Genomic DNA, 20,401 nt, shown 5'->3' on the forward strand with positions numbered 1-20,401 from the left:
TCGGGCTTTGCCGCATCGGCTGGCTCGCGGTGCCGCTGCGGGCCCGTGCCTGTTCCAGCTGCAACCCCCATCCTTTGGCACGCTGGACTTGCTGCCCCCTGAACGCTAGCGTGACAGGGATTTTTTGCCAGCAGGGGCTTTCATGAACCATGACGCTGCGCCCAAGCAGCTCACTTTCCGCGCGGTGGTCCTGGCCATCGTGCTGGCGGTGGTGCTGTCGGCCGCAAACGCCTACCTCGGTCTGTTCGCAGGCCTGACCATCGCCACCGCGATTCCCGCCGCGGTCATTTCCATGGGCGTGCTGCGCCTGCTGGGGGGCGGTTCGATACTTGAGAACAACATCGTGCAGACCGGCGCTTCGGCCGGTTCGTCGATCGCCGCCGGTGTGATCTTCACCATCCCCGCGCTGGTGATCATGGGCTACTGGCCGGACTTCAAGTACTGGTGGGTGCTGGGCATCGCCGGTCTCGGTGGCCTGCTGGGCGTGCTGTTCTCGGTGCCGCTGCGCCGTTCGATGATCGTCGAAGATCCGCTTCCGTTCCCGGAAGGCAAGGCTGCGGCCGAAGTGCTCAAGGCCGGTGAGAACCCCGGCCCGGGCCTGAAGATCCTCGGCCTGTCGGCGGTGATCGGTGCGTTCGTGAAGCTGGCCGCGGAAAGCGGCATGCGCCTGATCCCAGACGCCTGGGCCACCTCGGCCTATGTCGGCAGCTCCAAGGTCACCGCCTTCATCGGCACCAACCTGTCGCCCGCACTGCTGGGCGTGGGCTACATCGTCGGCCTCAACGTCGGCATCGTGGTGGTGTCCGGCTCGATCCTGACCTGGCACATCGCCATCCCGATCTACCAGGCGTTCTTCATGAACACCGATCCGGCGCTGGCCGCCTCGATCGCCACCGCCTCGTCCACCGAAGCGGCGTTCGCCATCTGGGGTGCGAAGATGCGCTACCTCGGTGTCGGCGCGATGCTGATCGGCGGCATCTGGACCCTGATCTCGCTGCGCAAGTCGCTGCTCAACGGCGTCAAGAGTGGCTTTGCGGCCGCGCGCAAGAGCGGTGGCCCGGTGCTGGCGCACACCGAGCGCGACCTGCCGATGAAGTGGATGCTGGTGGCCTTGGTGGTGTTCACCCTGCCGCTGCTGGCGCTGTACCAGGCCATCGTCGGCCAGTGGCATGTGTCGATCCCGATGACCCTCATCATGATCGTCGCCGGCTTCCTGTTCGTTTCGGTGTCGGCCTACCTGGCCGGCCTGATCGGTTCGTCCAACAACCCGGTCTCGGGCATCACCATCTCCACCATCCTGTTCGCTTCGGCGGTGCTGGTGCTGCTGCTGGGCAAGGATGGCCTGCAGCCGGTCGGTGCCTTCGGTGCGCCGCTGGGTGCGGTGGCCGCGATCATGATCGGCGCGGTGGTGTGCTGTGCCGCCGCCGTCGGTGGCGACAACCTGCAGGACCTCAAGGCCGGCTACATCGTCGGCGCCACCCCGTGGAAGCAGCAGCTGATGCTGGGCATCGGCGCGTTCTCGTGCGCGCTGATCATGGCCCCGGTGCTGAACCTGCTGGCCACCGCCTACGGCATCGGCGTCAAGTCCGAGCTGCACCCGAATGCGCTGGCCGCACCGCAGGCCAACCTGATGGCGTCGGTGGCCAAGGGCCTGTTCGGTGGCGAGCTGCCGTGGACCTTCATCGGCATCGGTGCCGTGGTCGGTGCCGCCATCATCGCGTTCGACAGCTGGCTGAAGTCGCGCAACTCGCGTTTCCGCGTGCCGGTGCTGGCCGCGGCGATCGGCATCTACCTGCCGCTGGAACTGATGGTGCCGATCTTCCTCGGTGGCCTGATCTCCTATCTGGTCGAACGCTTCCACAAGGTGCGCGCCGATGACGAAGAGGGCCGCGACCGCGTGCACAAACCGGGCGTGCTGTTCGCTGCCGGCCTGATCACCGGTGAGGCGCTGATGGGTATCGCCATCGCCGTGCCGATCGTGGTCAGCAGCCGTGCCGACGTGCTGGCCGTGCCGTTCCACCTGCCGGCCGCGCAGTGGATCGGCCTGGCCGTGCTGTTCCTGGTCGGCTGGCTGATCTACCGCACCGGCAAGCGCGCCGTGGCGTAAGGGATGGGGGAGTGCCGGCCGCTGGCCGGCAACCCTGGAACCCGTAACGCCCCATGGGTGCCGGCCAGCGGCCGGCACTACCGGTGTCCCAAGTAAACCGCGCTACGGCGCGGTTTGCTTTTTCTGGCGGCAGCTCAGCCACGGCCATGACCGATGGCCTTGGCAGGCCCGGCCGCGCAGGCCTACCATCGGTTTTTTGCCGTCCTGCGGAGACCCCGATGAAACTGCGTCATGCCCTGCTGCCACTGAGCCTGCTGGCTGCCCTGCCCAGCGTCGCCGCTGCCCGTGGCCTGGAAGTCCGCGACATGGTGGCCATGGACCGCGTCTCCGCGCCGGTATTGACCGCCGACGGCGGCACCGTGGTGTTCGCCAAGCGCAGCACCGATGCCAACCTCAAGGCCAGCACCGCACTGTTCGCGCGCAACCTGCGCACCCGCGACGCGGCACCGCCGAAGCAGATCACGCCGGCTGGCTGGAACGTCAACTCTGCATCGCTGTCGGCCGATGGCCAGACCGTGTACTTCCTCAGCGCCAAGAACGGCAGCCAACAGCTGTACGCACAGCCGATCAGTGGCGGCGCCCCGCGCCAGCTGACCGACTTCCCGGTGGACGTGGACAGCTACCACGTGTCGCCGCAGGACGACCGCGTGCTGTTCAGCGCCGGCGTGTTCCAGGCCTGTGCCTCGGACCTGGCCTGCACCGAAAAGAAGCTGAAGGACGTGGAAGGCGCCAAGGCCAGCGGCAAGGTCTTCGATTCGCTGTTCGTGCGCCACTGGGATACCTGGAACGACGGCCGCCGCAACACCCTGTTCGTCGCCCCGTTGCCGTCAGCCAAGGCCGGTGCGGTCAAGGGCGCTTCGGCGCTGAGCGCGACCATCGACGGCGACGCTCCGTCCAAGCCGTTCGGTGGCAATGACGATTTCGCCTGGTCGCCGGATGGCAGCAGCGTGGTCGCCAGCATCCGCGTGGCCGGCAAGCAGGAGCCGTGGTCGACCAACTTCGACCTGTACCGCTTCGATGCCGCCGGCAAGCAGGCGCCGGTCAACCTGACCGCGTCCAACCCGGCCTGGGATGCCGGCCCGGTGTTCAGCGCTGACGGCAAGACCCTGTTCTACCGCGCGATGAAGCGCCCGGGCTTCGAGGCGGACCGCTTCGGCCTGATGGCGATGGACCTGGCCAGCGGCAAGACGCGCGAGATCGCGCCGCAGTGGGACCGTTCGGCCGGCGGCATCACTCTGTCCGCCGACGGCGCCAGCATCTACACCACCGCCGACGACCTCGGCGAACACCCGCTGTTCCAGATCGACGTGGCCAGCGGCAAGGCCACCAAGCTGATCGGCGATGGCAGCGTCACCGCCGTCGACGTGGCCGGCAACAGCGTGGCCATTACCCGCAACAGCCTGAAGAGCAATGACCAGGTGCTGGTCGGCCTGCTGCCGGCCGCTGGCGAGCCGATCGGCGCGCTGCGCGCGCTGACCCCGGCCGCTGGCGAAGTGCTCAAGGATGTGAGCTTCGGCGACTACGAGCAGTTCGAGTTCAAGGGCTGGAACAACGACACCGTGCACGGCTATGTGGTCAAGCCGCACAACTACCAGGAAGGCAAGTCCTACCCGGTTGCGTTCCTTATCCATGGCGGCCCGCAGGGCAGCTTCGGTAATGGCTGGAGCTACCGCTGGAACCCGCAGACGTACGCAGGCCAGGGCTACGCTGTGGTGATGATCGATTTCCACGGCTCCACCGGTTACGGCCAGGCCTTCACCGATGCGATCAGCCAGCACTGGGGTGACCGTCCGCTGGAAGACCTGCAGAAGGGCTGGAGCGCGGCGCTGAAGAAGTACGACTTCCTCAACGGTGACAAGGCCTGCGCACTGGGTGCCAGCTACGGCGGCTTCATGGTCAACTGGATCGCCGGCAACTGGAACAGCCCGTTCAAGTGCCTGGTCAACCATGACGGTGTGTTCGACCAGCGCATGATGGGCTATGCCACCGAAGAACTGTGGTTCACCGAGTGGGAGCAGGGCGGCACCCCGTACCAGAAGGCGGCGAACTACGAGAAGTTCAACCCGGTCAACCACGTGGCTGACTGGAAGAAGCCGATCCTGGTGATCCATGGCCAGCAGGACTTCCGCATTCCGGTCGAGCAGGGCCTGGCTGCCTTCACCGCGGCCCAGCGCCAGGGCATCGAGTCGAAGTTCCTGTACTTCCCGGACGAGAACCACTGGGTGCTGAAGCCGAACAACAGCATCCTGTGGCATGACACCGTCAACGCCTGGCTGAAGCAGCACATCGGCGAGTAAGCGATACCGGCGCCGCCCTTGTGGCGGCGCGCGGCTTTCCGGTAGTGCCGGCCGCTGGCCGGCAACTGCACGTTGCGACCTACCTACATGGGGTTGCCGGCCAGCGGCCGGCACTACCAGGATGCCTGCATGCCCTCGACTGCCCTGATCCAGAACGACATCGTCGTCTTCGGCCTGATCGCCGCCACCCTTGGCGCCGTGTTCTGGACCGCTTCGCGCGAGCAGGGCCTGTGGAAGCGCTTCTACACCTTCGTGCCGGCGCTGCTGCTGTGCTATCTGCTGCCGGGCATCTACAACACGTTCGGCCTGATCGACGGGCAGAACACCAAGCTGTACAACCCGGTCGCGCGTGACATCCTGCTGCCGGCGGCGCTGATCCTGCTGACTTTGGCGGTCGACATCAAGGGCATCCTGCGGCTGGGGCCCAAGCTGGTGCTGATGTACCTGGGCGCCTCGGCCAGCATCATGCTGGGTGCGGTGGTCGCGTTCCTGGTCATGCGTGCCATCCATCCGGACACCGTCGCCGGCGATACCTGGGCCGGCATGGCGGCGCTGGCCGGCAGCTGGATCGGCGGCGGTGCCAACATGCTGGCCATGCGCGAAGTGTTCGATGTCAACGCGACCACGTTCGGCCAGTTCGCCGTGGTCGATGTGGGTGTCGGCTACGTGTGGATGGCGGCGTTGATCTTCATGGCTGGGCGCGCGGCGAAGATCGATGCGCGCAGCGGTGCCGATACCTCCGCCATCGACGAGCTGAAGGAGCGCATCGCACGCTTCCAGGCCGAGCATGAGCGCATTCCCAGCCTGACCGATCTGATGCTGATCGTGGCCGTGGCCTTCGGTGGCGTCGGCCTGGCTCACGCCATCGGCGCGCCGCTGGCGGCCTGGTTCAAGGTCCACGTCAGCTGGGCATCGCAGTTCAGCCTGGATGCGCCGTTCGTGTGGGTGGTGGTGCTGTCGACTACGCTCGGCCTGGGCCTCAGCTTCACCCGTGCACGTACGCTGGAAGGCGCGGGCGCCTCGCGCCTGGGCTCGCTGCTGCTGTACTTCCTGATCGCCTGCATCGGCATGCAGATGGATCTGCTGGCGTTGCTGGATCGCCCGTGGCTGTTCCTGCTCGGCATCATCTGGATCAGCGTGCACATCGCGCTGCTGTGGTGTCTGGGCAAGCTGTTGAAGGTGCCGTTCTTCTACTTCGCCATCGGTTCGCAGTCGAACATCGGCGGCCCGGCCTCGGCACCGGTGGTGGCCGCTGCGTTCCATCCGGCGTTGGCGCCGGTAGGCGTGCTGCTGGGCACGATGGGCTATGCCACCGGCACCTATCTGGCGTATGTGGTCGGCATCACCCTGCGCGCGCTGGCCACGTGACCCACGGTAGCGCCGGGCCATGCCCGGCGAACCCCATCGCGGCGGCGGATGTGCATGCCGCCGGGCATGGCCCGGCGCTACCGATGCGTTAAGCCACCGGCAAGCCGCGTTCGATCAGCCAAGCCTTTGCGTCTTCGGCGTCCTGTTCAAACCACGCCTTCGTCGACCCCAATCGATACGTATACCCCCACGCATCCATGTCGGCCATCAGCCGCTCACTGCCGACACCGGGCAGGTGCCCGGCCAGCACGATCTGCAGGTAGCAGGTGGCGTCTTCTTCGGGCACCGAATCGGTGGCGTCGGTATGCACCTGCGCGCGCCGCTCCGGTGGCAGCACGATCAGGTGGCAGGCTTCGTGCAGCATCGAATGCACTGGCGTGTCATCGCGCACGTAGACGTCGCTGGCGATGATGCCCGCCTCGGGCTCGCCCCAGTAACTGCCCGGGATCGGTTCGCCGGCCGCAACGTGGTGCAGGCGCAGCTCATGTGCAGCGAGCAGGCGCTGGGCATCGGCGAAGGCGATGTCGCCGACGCGGGTAACGTTCGGTTCGGGCGTGGTATCAGTCATGCGGGTCAGGCAGCCCCGCCCATGCAGGCACGGGCGGGGCAGGGGGGTCAGGGTTTGTCCGGGCCTTCAGGCAGCGCCACGGAGATGTCCAGCACGTCGTGCTGGCCATCCTTGACCAGGTCCACCTTCACTGCATCGACGTCGATGTTGACGTACTTCTTGATCACTTCCAGCAGCTCGCGCTGCAGCAGCGGCAGGTAGTCGGGACCGCCGCGGTGGCTGCGCTCCTGCGCGATGATGATCTGCAGGCGGTTCTTGGCGGTTTCGGCGGTGGTCTTCTTCGCTTTGAGGAAATCAAACAGGCCCATGCTTACCCTCCGAACAGCTTGCTGAAGAAGCCCTTCTTCTCGACGTTGGTGAAGCGCATCGGGCGTTCTTCGCCGAGGATGCGTGCGACGGCGTCGTCATAGGCCTGGCCGGCAGCGGATTCGCCATCCAGGATGACCGGCTCGCCCTTGTTGGAGGCATTGAGCACGTCGCCCGATTCGGGGATCACGCCGATCGCCTTCAGGCCAAGGACCTCCTCGACGTCGGCGATGCTGAGCATCTCGCCGCTTTCCACGCGCACCGGGGTGTAGCGGGTCAGCAGCAGGAAGGCCGGCACGTCCTGGCCGGATTCGGCCTTGTGGGTCTTCGAATCGAGCAGGCCGATGATGCGGTCCGAGTCGCGTACCGAGGACACTTCCGGGTTCACCACCACCACGGCGCGGTCGGCGAAGTACATCGCCAGGAAGGCGCCCTTCTCGATGCCGGCCGGGGAGTCGCAGATGATGTAGTCGAAGCCGTCGGCGGCCAGGTCCTTCAGGACCTTGCCCACGCCTTCCTGGGTCAGTGCATCCTTGTCGCGCGTCTGCGAGGCAGCCAGCACGAACAGGTTGTCGAAGCGCTTGTCCTTGATCAGGGCCTGCTTGAGGGTGGCTTCGCCGTGCACGACATTCACGAAGTCGTACACCACGCGGCGTTCGCAGCCCATGATCAGGTCGAGGTTGCGCAGGCCGACGTCGAAGTCGATCACCGCCACCTTCTTGCCACGCCTTGCCAGGCCGCAGGCCAGGCTTGCGCTGGAAGTGGTCTTGCCGACGCCGCCCTTGCCGGAGGTGACTACGATGATTTCAGCCAAAGGACTTCTCCTGATGATTCTGTTTGAGGTGCTGCATCAGTCCAGCGCAGCGATCTTGATCTGGTCCTGTTCCAGCCACACCTGCACGGCTTTGCCGCGCAGGGTTTCCGGTACATCGTCCAGTACCTTGTAGTGGCCTGCAATGGCGACCAGTTCCGCATGGAAATCACGGCAGAAAATGCGTGCCGCGGTGTTGCCCTGGGCCCCTGCCAGCGCACGGCCGCGCAGGGTTCCGTAGATATGGATGCTGCCATCGGCGATGACCTCGGCGCCGGCGCCGACGGTGGCCATCACGGTCAGGTCGCAGTTTTCCGCATACAGCTGCTGCCCCGAACGCACGTTGCCCAGCTGCATGCGGCCCGGCTGTGGCGCGGCGGCATCGGCAGCCTTGCCCATCGGCGTGGCCGGAGCCGGAGCCGGCGCGGCCTTCGCTTCGGCGCGCGCGGCACGGCGCGGTTCCGGTGCGGCTGCCGGCGGCGGGGCAGGTTCTGCCTCGGCGCGCTCGTACTGGGCGCGGAACTTGGCCAGCAGCGGCAGGCCGAGCTGCTGCGAGAGCAGGTCGACCGCACTGGTGCCATAGGCCAATGCCACCGGCAGTACGCCGGCACCGCGCAGGCCATCGACCAGCGCCTGCGCCGTTGCCACGTCGGGCACCTGGCTGAGGCCGCCGAAGTCCAGAATCACCGCTGCACGGCCGAACAGCTTCGGTGCACGGCTTACCCGTTCCTGCATTTCCTGCACGAGGCGTTCAACATCAAGGGTGCGGATGCGCAGGTTGGCGATGCCCACCTGGCCGATCTTCAGTTCACCGGCCTGTTCGTAATCGAAATTCACTGCCACGCTCAGGTCCCCGTCGACCGCTGTGCCTGCGCCGGCAGCTGCCGGTCGCGCGCCCATGCAACATCAGGCAGCTTGCCGCCATAGGTTTCATTCACCCACGGGAAGCTGCACAGTTCCTTGGCCAGCATGCTGGCGCGCACGTCCACCTGCGGCATGGTGTTCTGGCCCAGCTCGCGGAAGCCGAAGCTGCCGTGGAACAGCAGGGCGGCATCGGCGCCGTGGTCCAGGAACACTTCACAGGTCATCTGCGGGTAGCGCAGCTCGGCGAAGCTCTGCGCATCGGCGTAGAACGCACGGCCGACGCCACCACCGCGACGGCGGCTGGCGACCACGATGCGGTCGATATAGAAGAAGGGGGTGTCCAGGTGCTGCTTGAACCAGGCGAAATTGCTGCTGTCGTGCTGGCTGTCGCTGCCGAAGCCGATCAGGAAGCCGGCCAGGTTGCCGTCGCGCTCGGCGACGCGGAAATATTCAGCGGTTGCATAGAACAGGCGCAGGCGCTCGGCATCCAGGGGAAGGATGGCCAGGCCAGCATTGTTGTTCAAAGCCAGGACGGAATCGAGCTCGTGCTCGCGCACGTCGCGGATGACAATCGACATTGTGACTCCGTGGGGTAACGCGGTTGGTCCCATGTACGGACCCTGCGCATGATTATTGCATGCCCGGGGTGGGCTGCGGCATGAACAGGGGACCGCACCGAACATGACTTTATGCCCTTGGGCCCTGACGCGCACAGGCTACGATGGGCCATGCTGGCCCGACTCAACCACAATGCGATGCTGCGCTACTCCGGGTTGTTCACCTGGGGCACCGTCGGCCTTTGGCTTGCGATCTACCTGATCGATCCGGTGTCGCTGACACTGGAAAGCCTGGACGGCGAGGCCGGCTTCCGGATCATTCCCTGGGCCTCGGCCTACCTGGCCTTCGGCTTCGTGTACTGGGTGCTGACGCGCTCGCTGGGCGAAAGCCGGCCCGGCTTCTTCGACCATGCCGCGCTGATCCTGCTGACGGCCTGCGCGATCGGCGTGAGCTATTTCTCCGGCACCGCACTGGGCAGCATCCTGCTGATGGTGGTGGCCGGCCTGCTGCCCTGGCTGCTGGGCCCGCGCATCGGCGTGGTGTGGCTGGTGGCCAGCAACCTGGCCGTGCTGCCGGTCTACATCCAGCCGCTGGGCTTCCCACCGGTCATCGCCGTGCTGCAGGCCGTCGGCTACATGGGTTTTTCCAGCTTCGTGTTCGTGATCGCGCTGGTGGCCCGCCGCCAGGCCGAAGCGCGCGAGGAGCAGCGCCGGCTGAATGCAGAGCTGCGCGCCACGCGTGCGCTGCTGGCCGAAAGCGCGCGGGTGAACGAGCGCACCCGCATTTCGCGCGAACTGCATGATCTGCTGGGCCACCAGCTGACCGCGTTGACCCTGAATCTGGAAGTGGCCGGCCACCTGGCCGAAGGGCAGGCGCTGGAGCACGTGAAGCGCTCGCATGCCCTGGCCAAGCTGCTGCTGGGCAATGTGCGCGAGGTGGTCAGCCAGCTGCGCGAGACCGGCGCCATCGACCTGGCCGCTGCGCTGCGTCCGCTGACCGAGCACGTGCCGTCGCTGGACATCCAGCTGGAGATCGAGGAGCCGCTGAACGTGGAAGACCCGCAGCGGGCCCACGTACTGCTGCGCTGCACCCAGGAGATCATCACCAACACCGTGCGCCATGCCGGCGCCCGCCACCTGTGGCTGCGGGTGTACCGTGAGGTCCCGGACCAGGTCGTGGTGGAAGCCCGCGACGACGGCGTCGGGGCGGAAACGGTCAATGTGGGCAATGGTTTGCGCGGCATGCGCGAACGCCTGCAACAATGTGGAGGCCAGCTGCAGGTGGAAACCCGCCCCGGCGAAGGCTTCCGGCTGCGGGCGACGGTACCGGCAACGGTGCTGGCGGCCCTTACCCAGGTTCCTGAAGGAGTGCGTTGATGATTCGCGTCTGCCTGGTCGACGACCAAACCCTGGTGCGGCAGGGGATCCGCTCGCTGCTGGCGCTCGACGACGGCATCGAAGTGGTGGCCGAGGCCGCCGATGGCCGCCAGGCGGTCGAGCTGATCCCGCAGATTCGCCCGGACGTGGTCCTGATGGACATGCGCATGCCGGTGATGTCCGGGCTGGAGGCGCTGCAGGTGCTGTCACGGCAGGAACAGCTGCCGCCGACCATCATCCTGACCACCTTCGACGATGACCAGCTGGTGCTGGCCGGGCTCAAGGCCGGTGCCAAGGGCTACCTGCTCAAGGATGTGACCCTGGCGCAGCTGGTCGGGGCGATCCGCACGGTGGCCGATGGCGGTTCACTGGTGCAGCCGGCGGTGACCCAGCGGCTGCTGTCCGGGCTGGAGCACATGCGCAACGACTTCGTCAGCCTGGACCGGCCCGACCCGCTGACCGACCGTGAGACCGAGATCCTGCGGCTGATGGCCAGCGGTTTCTCCAACAAGGAGATCGCCAATTCGCTGGGGGTCGCCGAGGGCACGATCAAGAACCATGTGTCCAACATCCTTTCCAAACTGGGCGTACGTGACCGTACGCGTGCAGTCCTGAAAGCGTTTGAACTCCAGTTGGTGTGAGGAAAATCCTTTAGCGACAAAGACTTGGCACGCAGTCTGGGCCCGGATTCAGGGTTGCCCCCCACTTGCCCCCTACATGCCGGGTACGCGGATGCGTTACCCTTCGAATTCTTTGTGCATACAAATGCGCAGCCGGCACGGAAACCGGTGCGCCAATCCCGATAACCAATGCCCGCGAAGCCTGCTAGGATTGGCGCTTCGCTTCAATCAACCCGGCCGTGGGATCGGCCCCGGAGACTCTCTGAATGACCCGTATTATCGAGTTCCTGATCGCCTTGGGGATCGTGGCTGGCCTGTTCGTCATCATTGGCGTCTGTCTGCCGGGCGAGCGTCACATCACCGAAAGCATCGAGACCAACCGCAAGATGACGATCGTGTACGACACGGTCAGCAGTCTGCGCCGCTTCAAGGACTGGAACCCGCTGGTACTGCGCGATCCCGCCGTTGAACTGAAGCTGTCCGGCCCGGCCTCCGGCGTCGGTGCCACTCTCGACTACACCTCCAAGGACCTGGGCACCGGTTCCTGGAAGGTGACCGAAGCCGAAGAGAACAAGCGTGTTGTTATCGCCATCGACGACGCCTCCAAGGGTCACGACAAGGTCAGCACCTTCACCCTGGAGCCGACCGGCAAGGGCGGTCGCAACGTCAAGATCACCCAGGACTACTCGGTGAAGTATGGCTTTGACCTGTTCGGTCGCTACGCAGGCCTGTATGTCAGCCGCCAGATCGGCGATGACATCAAGATGGGTCTGTCGCGCCTGGCGAACATGCTGGCCACCGTGCCGAATGTCGACTACCGCACCTCCGAAGCCCCGCTGACCGATCTGGGCATCGTCGATGTCCCGGCCGAAGACCTGCTGGTCGTCACCGCCGGTAATGTCGACCGTGGCCAGGATTCCATCACCAAGTCCATCAAGGACAACCAGGAGTGGATCAAGCGCGTGATCGAGGCCAATGGCCTGGAAGCCGCCGGTCCGCTGCGTATCATCACCACCGATTTCGGTGCTGAGAAGTACGCCTTCGACATCGCCCAGCCGGTGAAGAAGAAGGGTGCCGAAGGCGTGCCGGCCGAACAGCTGACCGTCAAGATCGACGGTGGCGCTCCGGTCAAGTACGTCCGCGTTGCTCCGCACCGTTCGGCGCATGCGGCCTACACCGGTCACATGGCAGGCCTGGACGTTGCCCGCAGCGCCCTGCGCGCCTGGGCCGTGACCTCGGGTAACGAAGTCATCGACCGTCCGTACGAAACCTGGAAGGACGGCGTGGACAAGTCGTTCACCCCGGAAGCGACGTACGACATCTACTGGGCCGTCAAGTAAGCCTCGGCTGACTCATGTAGTGCTGGACACGAAAACGCGCCGCTTCCTGCGGCGCGTTTTTTTTCATCCCGAGCCCGGTGTCGGGCATTGCGCAAGGAGCTGTCATGTTCAATTCCGAACGACGCGCGCGTAAACCGTCGTTGCTGGCCTGCCTGGGGGCGCTGATGGCAGCGGCCTCGATCGGTCTCTCGGCCTATGCCGCGCATGGCGTGTCCGATCCGCTGGCGCAGCAGCACCTGAACATGGCGGCGTTGTACGCCTTTGCCCACGGAGCGGTACTGGCCGCCCTCGGCCCGCGCGCGCAGGGCGCGATCGCGCATCTGGCGTTGTACGTGTTGCTGCTGGGCGTGCTGCTGTTCTCCGGCAGCCTGGTGGGCGGTGCGCTGTGGCAGTGGCCGACCCGGCTGGCGCCGGTAGGTGGCACCACGCTGATGGCCGGGTGGGTATTGCTGGCGATCAACGCGCTGCGGCGCTAGCCGCAACGCCCAAGCACTGGTAGCGCCGGGCCACGCCCGAGGTCGAGCGCAGCGACCCGCGTCTGCCTTTGCTTTTTTGTTTGTTCAATTCCGTGGCGGACGCACGCGGAAACTGTCCGTGGCCGGGAGGATGGGCGGCGCAGGGGCGTAAGCGCCATGGATGGCGCGCCCGAGCTTACATGGGCGTACTTGCAGCGGCCCCTGCGCCGCCCACCCTCCCGGCCAGCCCGAGGACCACAGTCGAGCAGCCGCCACGAAGGGCTCAGCCGTTGGCCGGTTTCCAGCACCAGTGCCACGGTTCGTAGACGATCCCATGCGGGTTGTCGCGCGGATAGCTCAGATGGAACCCGTGCGCCGCGGCATTGGCCTGCAGCCACGCAAACGCAGCGGTCGCCTCGAAGGTCTCCTCTGCCGGCGCATCCCCCGGTGTGCCGATGTCCAGGGCGTGACCACTGTGGTGTTCGCTGAAACCAGGGGCGGCATTGACCTTCAGGATCTGCGGCACGCTCTGCCCGCGCGCCAGCTTGCGTTCGAAAATGCCGAGCTGATACGCATGGCTGCGGAAGCCGGAGATCGCGTCCAGTGCAATTCCATCCCGGGCGGCATGCAGGCGCATCCGTCGCCAGCCCTGCGCGGCACCGCGGCGCAGCCACAACGGGCGGGCAAAGCGATCACGTCCGGCCCAGTGCAGCACGCACGGCTCGGCTTCCAGTGCCAGCCCGCTGTCGTGCGCATAGCGCTGTGCATCCAGGCCCAGCTGCTGCAGGCGCTGCTGCAGGCCAACCAGCGGCAGCCACTGGTCTTCCAGTGCAGCGCCGAACGGTCGTGACCGTGCGCCATCCAGCAGGGCCAGCGCGTCCTCCACGCCGGGCTCGCGTGGCAGGCGCGGCACCAGCGAGTGCACACCGTGCGCCAGTACTGCCGCCAGGTATCGGCCATCGCGCTTGCGCCGCAGTACCCATTGCGCGCGGGCCAGCAGGCGGGCGTCGAGATTGCTGCGCGCGCGCAGCAGCGGCGCAGGCCATAGTTCGACGATCTCGGTATTGATCAACAGCGGAGTGGTGCGGTGCATCGATCCAGCTTACTGCCGTGGCGCCGTGGCGGCCACCTTGCGCAGCGCCTCGAGCAGGGCCTGCGGGCGCTCCAGGCTGAGCAGCAGGGTGCTGCCGCCGCGCACCGGAATCACCAGCGTGCGTGCGCGGTCGGTGACCAGGGCAAAGCCCTTGCCGCCGCCCTGCAGGCGGAAGTGCCCGGAGTAGAAGCCGGGCATGCTGTAGCCGTTGGTCTTGAAACGGATGCCATAGCGGCGATCACGGCTCAGGTCGACCACCTCGGCCTGGTCCAGCAGCAGGTCGGCCACCGGCGTGCGGCGACGGTACAAGGTTGAACGCACGTCCAGCACGTTGCCTGCCAGCTCCACCCGGCGGCGGAAGAACGCCCAGCCCAGGCCGATGCCCATCAGCACGATCACCGCCAGGCTCCATGCCGCGCTGCCGCCCATCAGGAAGAACGGCGGCGACAGGGTGACCTCCATCCAGGGAGCCTCGCTGCGATTGTCGTGCAGCTGTGCCCACATGCCCACGCCCAGTACCGCCAGCAGTGGCAGCAGCACCCACAGCACCCGCAGCGAAGAACTCTCGGCAACCTCGAACGGGCGTGCATCACTGCCGCTCATCGCTGCGCCTCCACCCAACGCGCAACGTCATCGATCAGCTGCCCATCCACGTGGCCCGGCTGCGCGTATTCCTTCAATGAACTGGGGCCGCTGCCGGCGATGCCGATGTGGTTGAGGGCAGGGTAGGCCTTCCATTGCACGTCCCGGCGATCGGCCAGGGCTTTTTTCCACAGTGCCCAATCCGTTTCCGGTACCTGGAAGTCGCGGCCCCCGTGCAGCATCAGCAGTGGTTTTTTCAGCGCAACCGCGTCGCCGCGTGCGTTCACCGCTTCGATGCTTTTCCAGAACGTCTGCGGCACGCCCAGTGGCTGTTCGCTGGCTGGCACAAGAGTTTCGCTGCGGGCCGCGGCGATCTGCGCGTCGAGCTTGTCCAGGAACGCTTGTTCCGGGGCGCTGATCGAGCCGTCCAGCGACAGCAGGTAGCGGTTCTGCTCCGGCAGCAGTTCAAGCAATGTGCGCGCCGGCGCGGCCCACAGGATCGCGCCGCGCGCCTGTGGCCAGCGGCTGGCGATGCGCGGGGCGAGCATGCCGCCCTGGCTGTGGCCGAGCACGAAGATCCGCTTGCCGTCGATGCGTGGGTCCCCCGCCAACGCGCTCAACGCGGCGATGGCATCGTCGGTGGTCTCGTCATCAACATTGAAGCTGCCGCTCTGGAAGTCCTGGGGGCGGGCATGGGTGCGCTTGTCGTAGCGCAGCACGGCGATGCCCTGGGCGGCCAGGCCGCGGGCGATGTCCAGGAACGGACGGTTGCCACCGATGGTTTCGTCGCGATCCTGTGGGCCGGAGCCGTGCACCAGCACTACGGCCGGGAACGGTCCTTTGCCCTTGGGCAGGGACAAGGTGCCGGGCAGCGCACCGCGTGCCTGTGGCACGCTGAAATCGGCTTCGCTGTAGTTCGCGTCGGCCGGCGGTGGCGCTGCCTTGGCGGCCGGGGCCGGGCGCAGCAACAGGCCAGCCACTTGGTCCTGCCCGTTCACCGCCACCTGCGCGATCACCGCGCCACTGGCGAACTGCAACGGTACTTCCACCAGGTGCAGGCCCTGCTGCTCACTGCTGTGCGCCGGGCCGCGCTGCTTCAGCTCACCCAGCGACTGCCACAGGCCCTGCAGCTTGTCGGCAGGCACGGCCGCGGCCATCTGCGGGGTCAGCATGGCCTCGGCATCGGCGGTGCGCCCTGCCTGCAGGTGATCGAGCAGGCGTGCTGCGACCTGCTGCGGTTCGCCAGCGGATGCACTGGCGGACAACAGGGCAAGGGAAACAGCAAGCAACGAGCGGCGTGCGCTCATGGTCACAGCTCCTTCTTGAAGACCAGCAGGGCCGGGCGCATTGGCGCCGGGACGATGATGTTGACCAGTTCCCAGCCCAGCTGGCCCTGGCGGCTGAGTTCGGCCTGGATGTCGTCAGCTTTCTGCAGGCCCATCATGGATGTCTTGACCTCGACGGTCAGGTAGCTCCAGCGCTTGCTCATTCCTTGTCCTCCGGCGATGGCTTGGGTTTCGGCAGGCGGCCTGCCTTGCGCAGTGCGTCGCGCAGCACGTATTCGATCTGTGCGTTGAGGCTGCGCAGTTCATCGTCCGCCCAGCGCTGTGCGGCCGCCAGGACCTCGGCGTTGATGCGCAGCGGATAGGCTTTTTTCTCGCTCATGCAGACTCCTGGCGGGGCGGTGGGGCGCCCCGTTGCGAGGGTGGCTCAGTACAGCGAGCCGGTGTTGACGACCGGCTGCGTGCCGCGGTCCGAGCACAGCACGGTCAACAGGTTGCTGACCATGTGCGCCTTGCGCTCCTCGTCCAGCTGCACCACGCCGTTTTTCTGCAGCTCGGCCAGCGCCATCTCGACCATGCCGACCGCACCGGCGACGATGCGCGTGCGTGCGGCGATGACCGCGTTGGCCTGCTGCCGCTGCAGCATCGCCTGGGCGATTTCGGCGGCGTAGGCGAGGTGGCTGATGCGCGCATCGATCACCTGCACGCCGGCATCGGCCAGGCGCTCGGCCAGTTCGTTCTTCAGGTGCTGGGAGATCTCGCTGGCATGGCTGCGCAGCGCCAGCTGGCCGTCCTCGTGCTGGTCATAGGGGTAGCTGGTGGCCATCGCGCGCAGCGCCGATTCGGACTGGATGTGCACGAAGCTCTCGTAGTCGTCCACGTTGTAAACCGCTTCGGAGGCATCGACCACCTGCCAGACGATCACCGCAGCGATCTCGATCGGGCTGCCGTCCAGCTCGTTGACCTTCAGCTTGCCGCTCTCGAAATTGCGCACGCGCTGGCTCACGCGGCGCTTGCTGAAGAAGGGATTGTTCCAGCGCAGGCCGTTGTCCTTGACGGTGCCTACGTACTTGCCGAACAGGCTGACCACCGCCGCCTGGTTGGGCTGCACGGTGTACAGACCGGCCAGCGCGACCAGCGCCAGCGCAGCGATCAGCAGGCCGGCCAGGATCAGCAGCACGTTGGGCGAGCCGGTGCCGGCCTTCGCCGCGACCCCGGCCACGAACAGGGCGCCGCCGGCGAGGGCTACGACCAGGGACCCGGCGAGCGCGCCCAGGCCGTTGAGGGAGGACAGCGACTTCTCTTTCATGGCGGTACGTCCTTGAGGGTTCGAATTGAAGATATCAAAGTGATATCACATTCGGGCTACCGTTCGTCGGCTGGGCGTGCCCAGGCGCTGCGGCTGGACCGGCTAGAATGCCCACCCGCCTTCACATCGCTGCTGGAACCCCGCCATGGCCAAGCTTGGAACCCCGTTGTCCCCCTCCGCCACCCGTGTGCTGCTGCTGGGCTCGGGCGAACTTGGCAAGGAAGTGGCCATCGAACTGCAGCGACTGGGCGTGGAAGTGATCGCTGCCGACCGTTACGCCGATGCCCCGGCCATGCAGGTGGCACATCGTTCGCACGTGATCGAAATGCTGGACGCGATGGCCCTGCGCCAGTTGATCGCCCAGGAGCAGCCGCACCTGGTGGTGCCCGAGATCGAGGCGATCCATACCGAGACCCTGGTGCAGCTGGAGCAGGAGCAGGGCCTGCGGGTGATTCCGACCGCGCGTGCTGCGCGCCTGACCATGGACCGTGAGGGCATCCGCCGCCTGGCCGCCGAGACGCTGGGCCTGCCGACCTCGCCGTACCGCTTTGTCGACACCGAGGCCGAGTACCGCGCCGCCGTGGCGGCGATCGGCCTGCCGTGCGTGGTCAAGCCGGTGATGTCGTCCTCGGGCAAGGGCCAGAGCACGCTGCGCAGCGAGGCGGACATCGCCCCCGCATGGGAATACGCGCAGACCGGTGGCCGTGCCGGCGCCGGCCGCTGCATCGTCGAGGGTTTCATCGACTTCGATTACGAGATCACCCTGCTGACCGTACGCCACGCCGCCGGGACTTCGTTCTGCGCGCCGATCGGCCACCTGCAGAAGGAGGGCGACTATCGCGAAAGCTGGCAGCCGCAACCGATGTCGGACAACGCGCTGGCGCGTGCCGAGGAGATCTCGCGCGCGATCACCGATGATCTCGGTGGCTGGGGGCTGTTCGGCGTCGAACTGTTCGTGAAGGGCGACGAGGTGTGGTTCAGCGAAGTATCGCCGCGCCCGCACGACACCGGCCTGGTGACGCTGGTCTCGCAGGAGCTGAGCGAGTTCGCGCTGCATGCGCGGGCCATCCTCGGCCTGCCGATCCCGGTGATCCGCCAGCGTGGCCCATCGGCCTCGTGCGCGCTGCTGGCGCATGGCGAAGGCGTGCCGTACTTCAACAACGTGGCCGCCGCGCTGCAGGTGCCGGACACCGCCGTGCGCCTGTTCGGCAAGCCGAGCGTGCATGGCCACCGCCGCGTGGGCGTGACCTTGGCGCGCGCGGAATCCATCGACGAAGCACGCGCCATCGCGCGTGACGCCGCCGAAGCGATCGGCGTCGAGCTGCGCTCGTAAAACGGTAGCGCCGGGCCATGCCCGGCGGCTTCCCATAGGGCGCGCGACGCGGCCGGAAAAGCCGCCGGGCATGGCGCGGCGCTACCGGTTTATTTCACATCCACCCATACCAGGTGGTGGTCGCTGCCATCGGCGATCTTCGCTTCGGCACTCTCATTGGCCGGCCAGAACACGCCGCTGCCGAGGTACTCGAAACCGACCGAGGGCAGCACGTAGTCCAGGCGCATGGTGCCGGACTTCGGGCCGAAATCGCCGGTGGCATGGAACGGTGCACCCTTGCGGGTGATGCCCTTGGCCGCATAGGCCAGGCTGGTCTGCTCGGCGCCGATGCTGCGTGGGGTGGGGTAGCGCAGCACGCGGGCGTTCTCGATCAGTTCGACGATCGCCTCGTGGCGGCCATCGCCATCGACCGGATCATTGTTGAGGTCGCCAAGGATGACAAAACGCGCATCCTGGGCCAGGCCGCCGCACTGGCCCTTGTCGTCGCACAGCCACGGCTTGTCACCTGTGGACAGGTATTCCTGCCACAAGCGCAGTTCGTCATGGTTGCGCGCGGCGTTGCGCTTTTCCGGGCCGTCGAACACCGGCGGCGTCGGGTGCGAGACCAGCGCGTGGACCACGCCGGCCGGGGTCTTCACCGGTACATCCCAGTGCGACTTCGACGACAGCCGCAGCTGCGACCAGACGGTGTCGTTGTAGAAGCTCTTGCCGGTGCGCGGATCGACCGGGCGGATCGCGCCGGGCATCGCACTCCACTTCAGCAGCTGGAAGCTGCGCACCTTGGCTTCGTCGATCGGGTAGCGCGACAGCACCAGCATGCCGTACTGGCCCGGGTGCAGGCCGTAGCCCCAGGCGTCGTTGCCGCGACCGCGGCCTTCGCCGCCGACCACGCCGTTGTTGTCCAGGTCCAGGCCACTGGGCACGCCGGTGTTCACCGGCGCCAGGTAGCGGTAGGCGAAGTGCAGCGGCTTGCCGCCACCGGGCTGGGCCACTTCCAGGTAGCGCTTCTGGAACAGGTCGGCGGCACGATGGGCGTCATCGAAGTCGAACTCGTTCAGCAGCACCAGGTCAGGGCGCGCCTGCTGCAGTACCGCGGCGATCTTGCGCGCATGTTCGCTGTCGCCTTCCAGTTCGGCGATCAGGCCGCCGGCTTCGTCCGAATACAGCGAGGTGTTGTAGGTGGCCAGGCGCAGCGCTGCAGACGGTTTTTCGGTCATCGCGGGGGACGTGGCGAAGGCGGGAGCGGCGGCGCCACAGAGCAGGGCCAGGCCGAGAATCAGGGGTTTGGCGTTCATGGGCCATATTGTGCACCTGGCCCGGTGTCAGTGGTTTGTCAGCGTCCGTCCAGTTCGTCATCGAAATCATGCCAGCGGCGGCCATCGTAGGCCTCCAGCGGGCGATAGCGCCGCTTGTAGTCCATCTTCTGGTGCTCGCGTATCCAGTAGCCCAGGTACAGGTGGGGCAGGCCCTCGCGGCGGGCCCACTCCAGCTGCTGCAGGATCGCGAACGTGCCCAGCCCGCGCGCGGCATGGGCGGGGTCGAAGAAGGTATAGACCGCCGACAGCCCGTGTTCGGTCACATCGGTTACTGCCACGCCCAGCAGCTGGCTGGGCTGCCCGTCGTGGCCGGGCAGGCGCATTTCCATGAAGCGCGTGTGCGACCAGCTGCCGATCAGGAACTGTTCGAACTCGTGCGGGCCGTGGTCGTCCATGCCGCCCTTGGCATGACGATGCACCAGGTAGCGGTGGTACAGCTCGAACAGATCCTCGCGTGGCATGGCCGCGGTGATGCGTACTTCCAGATCGGCATTGCGGGCGGCGCAGCGGCGCTGGCTGCGATCCGGGGCGAAGCGGGCCACCGGAATGCGCACGGCGACGCAGGCGTGGCAGTTCGCACAATGCGGGCGATAGACCAGGTCGCCGCTGCGTCGGAAGCCCCAGCTCAGGGCCAGCGGGTACAGCCCGCCGAGGCGACGGTCCTGCGGGTCCAGCACCAGGTCGCGTGCAACCCGGTCCGGCCAGTACCCGCAGGGGTGCTCGCCGGTCTGGAACAGTCGCAGTTCGTCGTCTCTGTCGCCGTGTCTCGCCATGGGCACAGCATAGCTCCAGCCTGTCGCAATGGCGGCGACTGT

At 66.7% G+C, this 20,401-nt stretch carries 21 protein-coding genes; 8 read left to right on the forward strand and 13 right to left on the reverse strand.

What is annotated here, in order from left to right; all coding sequences use genetic code 11:
• The first annotated feature begins 142 nt into the window (after positions 1 to 142).
• The 3 genes from BW38_RS12490 to BW38_RS12480 all read left to right on the forward strand — a co-directional run bounded on the left by BW38_RS12490 (position 143) and on the right by BW38_RS12480 (position 5,772).
• Complete coding sequence (locus BW38_RS12490) at positions 143 to 2,107, forward strand: oligopeptide transporter, OPT family (RefSeq protein ID WP_025873881.1); 1,965 nt, start codon at positions 143 to 145, stop codon at positions 2,105 to 2,107.
• Between the two features lie 218 nt (positions 2,108 to 2,325).
• Positions 2,326 to 4,404: a S9 family peptidase gene (locus BW38_RS12485; protein WP_032975948.1), complete on the forward strand. Its 2,079-nt coding sequence runs from the start codon at positions 2,326 to 2,328 to the stop codon at positions 4,402 to 4,404.
• A gap of 129 nt (positions 4,405 to 4,533) precedes the next feature.
• On the forward strand, positions 4,534 to 5,772 hold the full coding sequence (locus BW38_RS12480) for a DUF819 family protein (RefSeq protein WP_032975949.1): 1,239 nt from the start codon (positions 4,534 to 4,536) through the stop codon (positions 5,770 to 5,772).
• A gap of 88 nt (positions 5,773 to 5,860) precedes the next feature.
• Here the strand turns inward: BW38_RS12480 and BW38_RS12475 are convergent, their stop codons facing one another.
• Genes BW38_RS12475 through BW38_RS12455 form a run of 5 tightly spaced genes read right to left on the reverse strand, consistent with a single transcriptional unit; the run spans position 5,861 to position 8,899 of the window.
• Positions 5,861 to 6,340, reverse strand: a complete 480-nt coding sequence (locus BW38_RS12475) for a hypothetical protein (protein ID WP_032975950.1) — start codon at positions 6,338 to 6,340, stop codon at positions 5,861 to 5,863.
• 47 nt (positions 6,341 to 6,387) lie between these two features.
• On the reverse strand, positions 6,388 to 6,648 hold the full coding sequence (minE, locus tag BW38_RS12470) for a cell division topological specificity factor MinE (protein ID WP_005408532.1): 261 nt from the start codon (positions 6,646 to 6,648) through the stop codon (positions 6,388 to 6,390).
• 2 nt (positions 6,649 to 6,650) lie between these two features.
• Positions 6,651 to 7,460, reverse strand: coding sequence for a septum site-determining protein MinD (gene minD / locus BW38_RS12465; RefSeq protein WP_025873877.1), 810 nt, complete (start codon positions 7,458 to 7,460; stop codon positions 6,651 to 6,653).
• 36 nt (positions 7,461 to 7,496) lie between these two features.
• Positions 7,497 to 8,357, reverse strand: a complete 861-nt coding sequence (gene minC / locus BW38_RS12460; RefSeq protein WP_051562325.1) for a septum site-determining protein MinC — start codon at positions 8,355 to 8,357, stop codon at positions 7,497 to 7,499.
• Positions 8,303 to 8,899 carry a GNAT family N-acetyltransferase gene (locus BW38_RS12455; RefSeq protein WP_025873875.1) on the reverse strand — a complete coding sequence of 199 codons (597 nt, stop codon included), beginning with the start codon at positions 8,897 to 8,899 and terminating at the stop codon, positions 8,303 to 8,305. The genes minC and BW38_RS12455 overlap by 55 nt, the downstream gene beginning before the upstream one ends.
• Before the next feature lie 150 nt (positions 8,900 to 9,049).
• Between BW38_RS12455 and BW38_RS12450 the strand changes: the two genes are divergently transcribed.
• The 4 genes from BW38_RS12450 (at position 9,050) to BW38_RS12435 (ending at position 12,691) form a co-directional block, all read left to right on the forward strand.
• Positions 9,050 to 10,255 (forward strand): sensor histidine kinase, encoded by a 1,206-nt coding sequence (locus BW38_RS12450; RefSeq protein ID WP_025873874.1) that lies wholly within the window; start codon positions 9,050 to 9,052, stop codon positions 10,253 to 10,255.
• Positions 10,255 to 10,896, forward strand: coding sequence for a response regulator transcription factor (locus BW38_RS12445; RefSeq protein ID WP_025873873.1), 642 nt, complete (start codon positions 10,255 to 10,257; stop codon positions 10,894 to 10,896). The genes BW38_RS12450 and BW38_RS12445 overlap by 1 nt, the downstream gene beginning before the upstream one ends.
• A 245-nt stretch (positions 10,897 to 11,141) precedes the next feature.
• Positions 11,142 to 12,215, forward strand: a complete 1,074-nt coding sequence (locus BW38_RS12440) for an SRPBCC family protein (RefSeq protein ID WP_032975952.1) — start codon at positions 11,142 to 11,144, stop codon at positions 12,213 to 12,215.
• Positions 12,216 to 12,319: 104 nt separating this feature from the next.
• Complete coding sequence (locus BW38_RS12435) at positions 12,320 to 12,691, forward strand: DUF423 domain-containing protein (protein WP_032975953.1); 372 nt, start codon at positions 12,320 to 12,322, stop codon at positions 12,689 to 12,691.
• A gap of 262 nt (positions 12,692 to 12,953) precedes the next feature.
• Here the strand turns inward: BW38_RS12435 and BW38_RS12430 are convergent, their stop codons facing one another.
• Genes BW38_RS12430 through BW38_RS12405 form a run of 6 tightly spaced genes read right to left on the reverse strand, consistent with a single transcriptional unit; the run spans position 12,954 to position 16,937 of the window.
• A complete protein-coding gene (locus BW38_RS12430) occupies positions 12,954 to 13,763 on the reverse strand; it encodes a M15 family metallopeptidase (protein WP_032975955.1) in 810 nt (269 codons plus the stop codon).
• A gap of 9 nt (positions 13,764 to 13,772) precedes the next feature.
• Positions 13,773 to 14,366, reverse strand: a complete 594-nt coding sequence (locus tag BW38_RS22000) for a PH domain-containing protein (protein WP_025873869.1) — start codon at positions 14,364 to 14,366, stop codon at positions 13,773 to 13,775.
• Positions 14,363 to 15,652, reverse strand: coding sequence for an alpha/beta fold hydrolase (locus BW38_RS12420; protein ID WP_032975956.1), 1,290 nt, complete (start codon positions 15,650 to 15,652; stop codon positions 14,363 to 14,365). The genes BW38_RS22000 and BW38_RS12420 overlap by 4 nt, the downstream gene beginning before the upstream one ends.
• A gap of 2 nt (positions 15,653 to 15,654) precedes the next feature.
• Positions 15,655 to 15,834: a DUF4177 domain-containing protein gene (locus tag BW38_RS12415; protein WP_025873867.1), complete on the reverse strand. Its 180-nt coding sequence runs from the start codon at positions 15,832 to 15,834 to the stop codon at positions 15,655 to 15,657.
• Positions 15,831 to 16,010 (reverse strand): hypothetical protein, encoded by a 180-nt coding sequence (locus tag BW38_RS12410; protein ID WP_005412615.1) that lies wholly within the window; start codon positions 16,008 to 16,010, stop codon positions 15,831 to 15,833. The genes BW38_RS12415 and BW38_RS12410 overlap by 4 nt, the downstream gene beginning before the upstream one ends.
• Before the next feature lie 45 nt (positions 16,011 to 16,055).
• Entirely contained in the window at positions 16,056 to 16,937 is an 882-nt protein-coding gene (locus BW38_RS12405) for an SPFH domain-containing protein (protein WP_032975958.1), read from the reverse strand.
• Positions 16,938 to 17,082: 145 nt separating this feature from the next.
• Here BW38_RS12405 and purT point away from each other — a divergent pair, with 145 nt between their 5' ends.
• The gene (purT, locus tag BW38_RS12400) at positions 17,083 to 18,270 is read left to right on the forward strand and encodes a formate-dependent phosphoribosylglycinamide formyltransferase (RefSeq protein WP_032975959.1); all 1,188 of its coding nucleotides are present in this window, start codon (positions 17,083 to 17,085) and stop codon (positions 18,268 to 18,270) included.
• 89 nt (positions 18,271 to 18,359) lie between these two features.
• Here the strand turns inward: purT and BW38_RS12395 are convergent, their stop codons facing one another.
• A complete protein-coding gene (locus BW38_RS12395; RefSeq protein WP_032975960.1) occupies positions 18,360 to 19,565 on the reverse strand; it encodes an endonuclease/exonuclease/phosphatase family protein in 1,206 nt (401 codons plus the stop codon).
• A 38-nt stretch (positions 19,566 to 19,603) separates the two neighbouring features.
• Entirely contained in the window at positions 19,604 to 20,359 is a 756-nt protein-coding gene (locus BW38_RS12390) for an arginyltransferase (RefSeq protein ID WP_032975961.1), read from the reverse strand.
• Positions 20,360 to 20,401: the final 42 nt, after the last annotated feature.

The sequence above is a fragment of the Stenotrophomonas sp. RIT309 genome, from assembly GCF_000632045.1.
GTDB lineage: Bacteria > Pseudomonadota > Gammaproteobacteria > Xanthomonadales > Xanthomonadaceae > Stenotrophomonas > Stenotrophomonas indicatrix.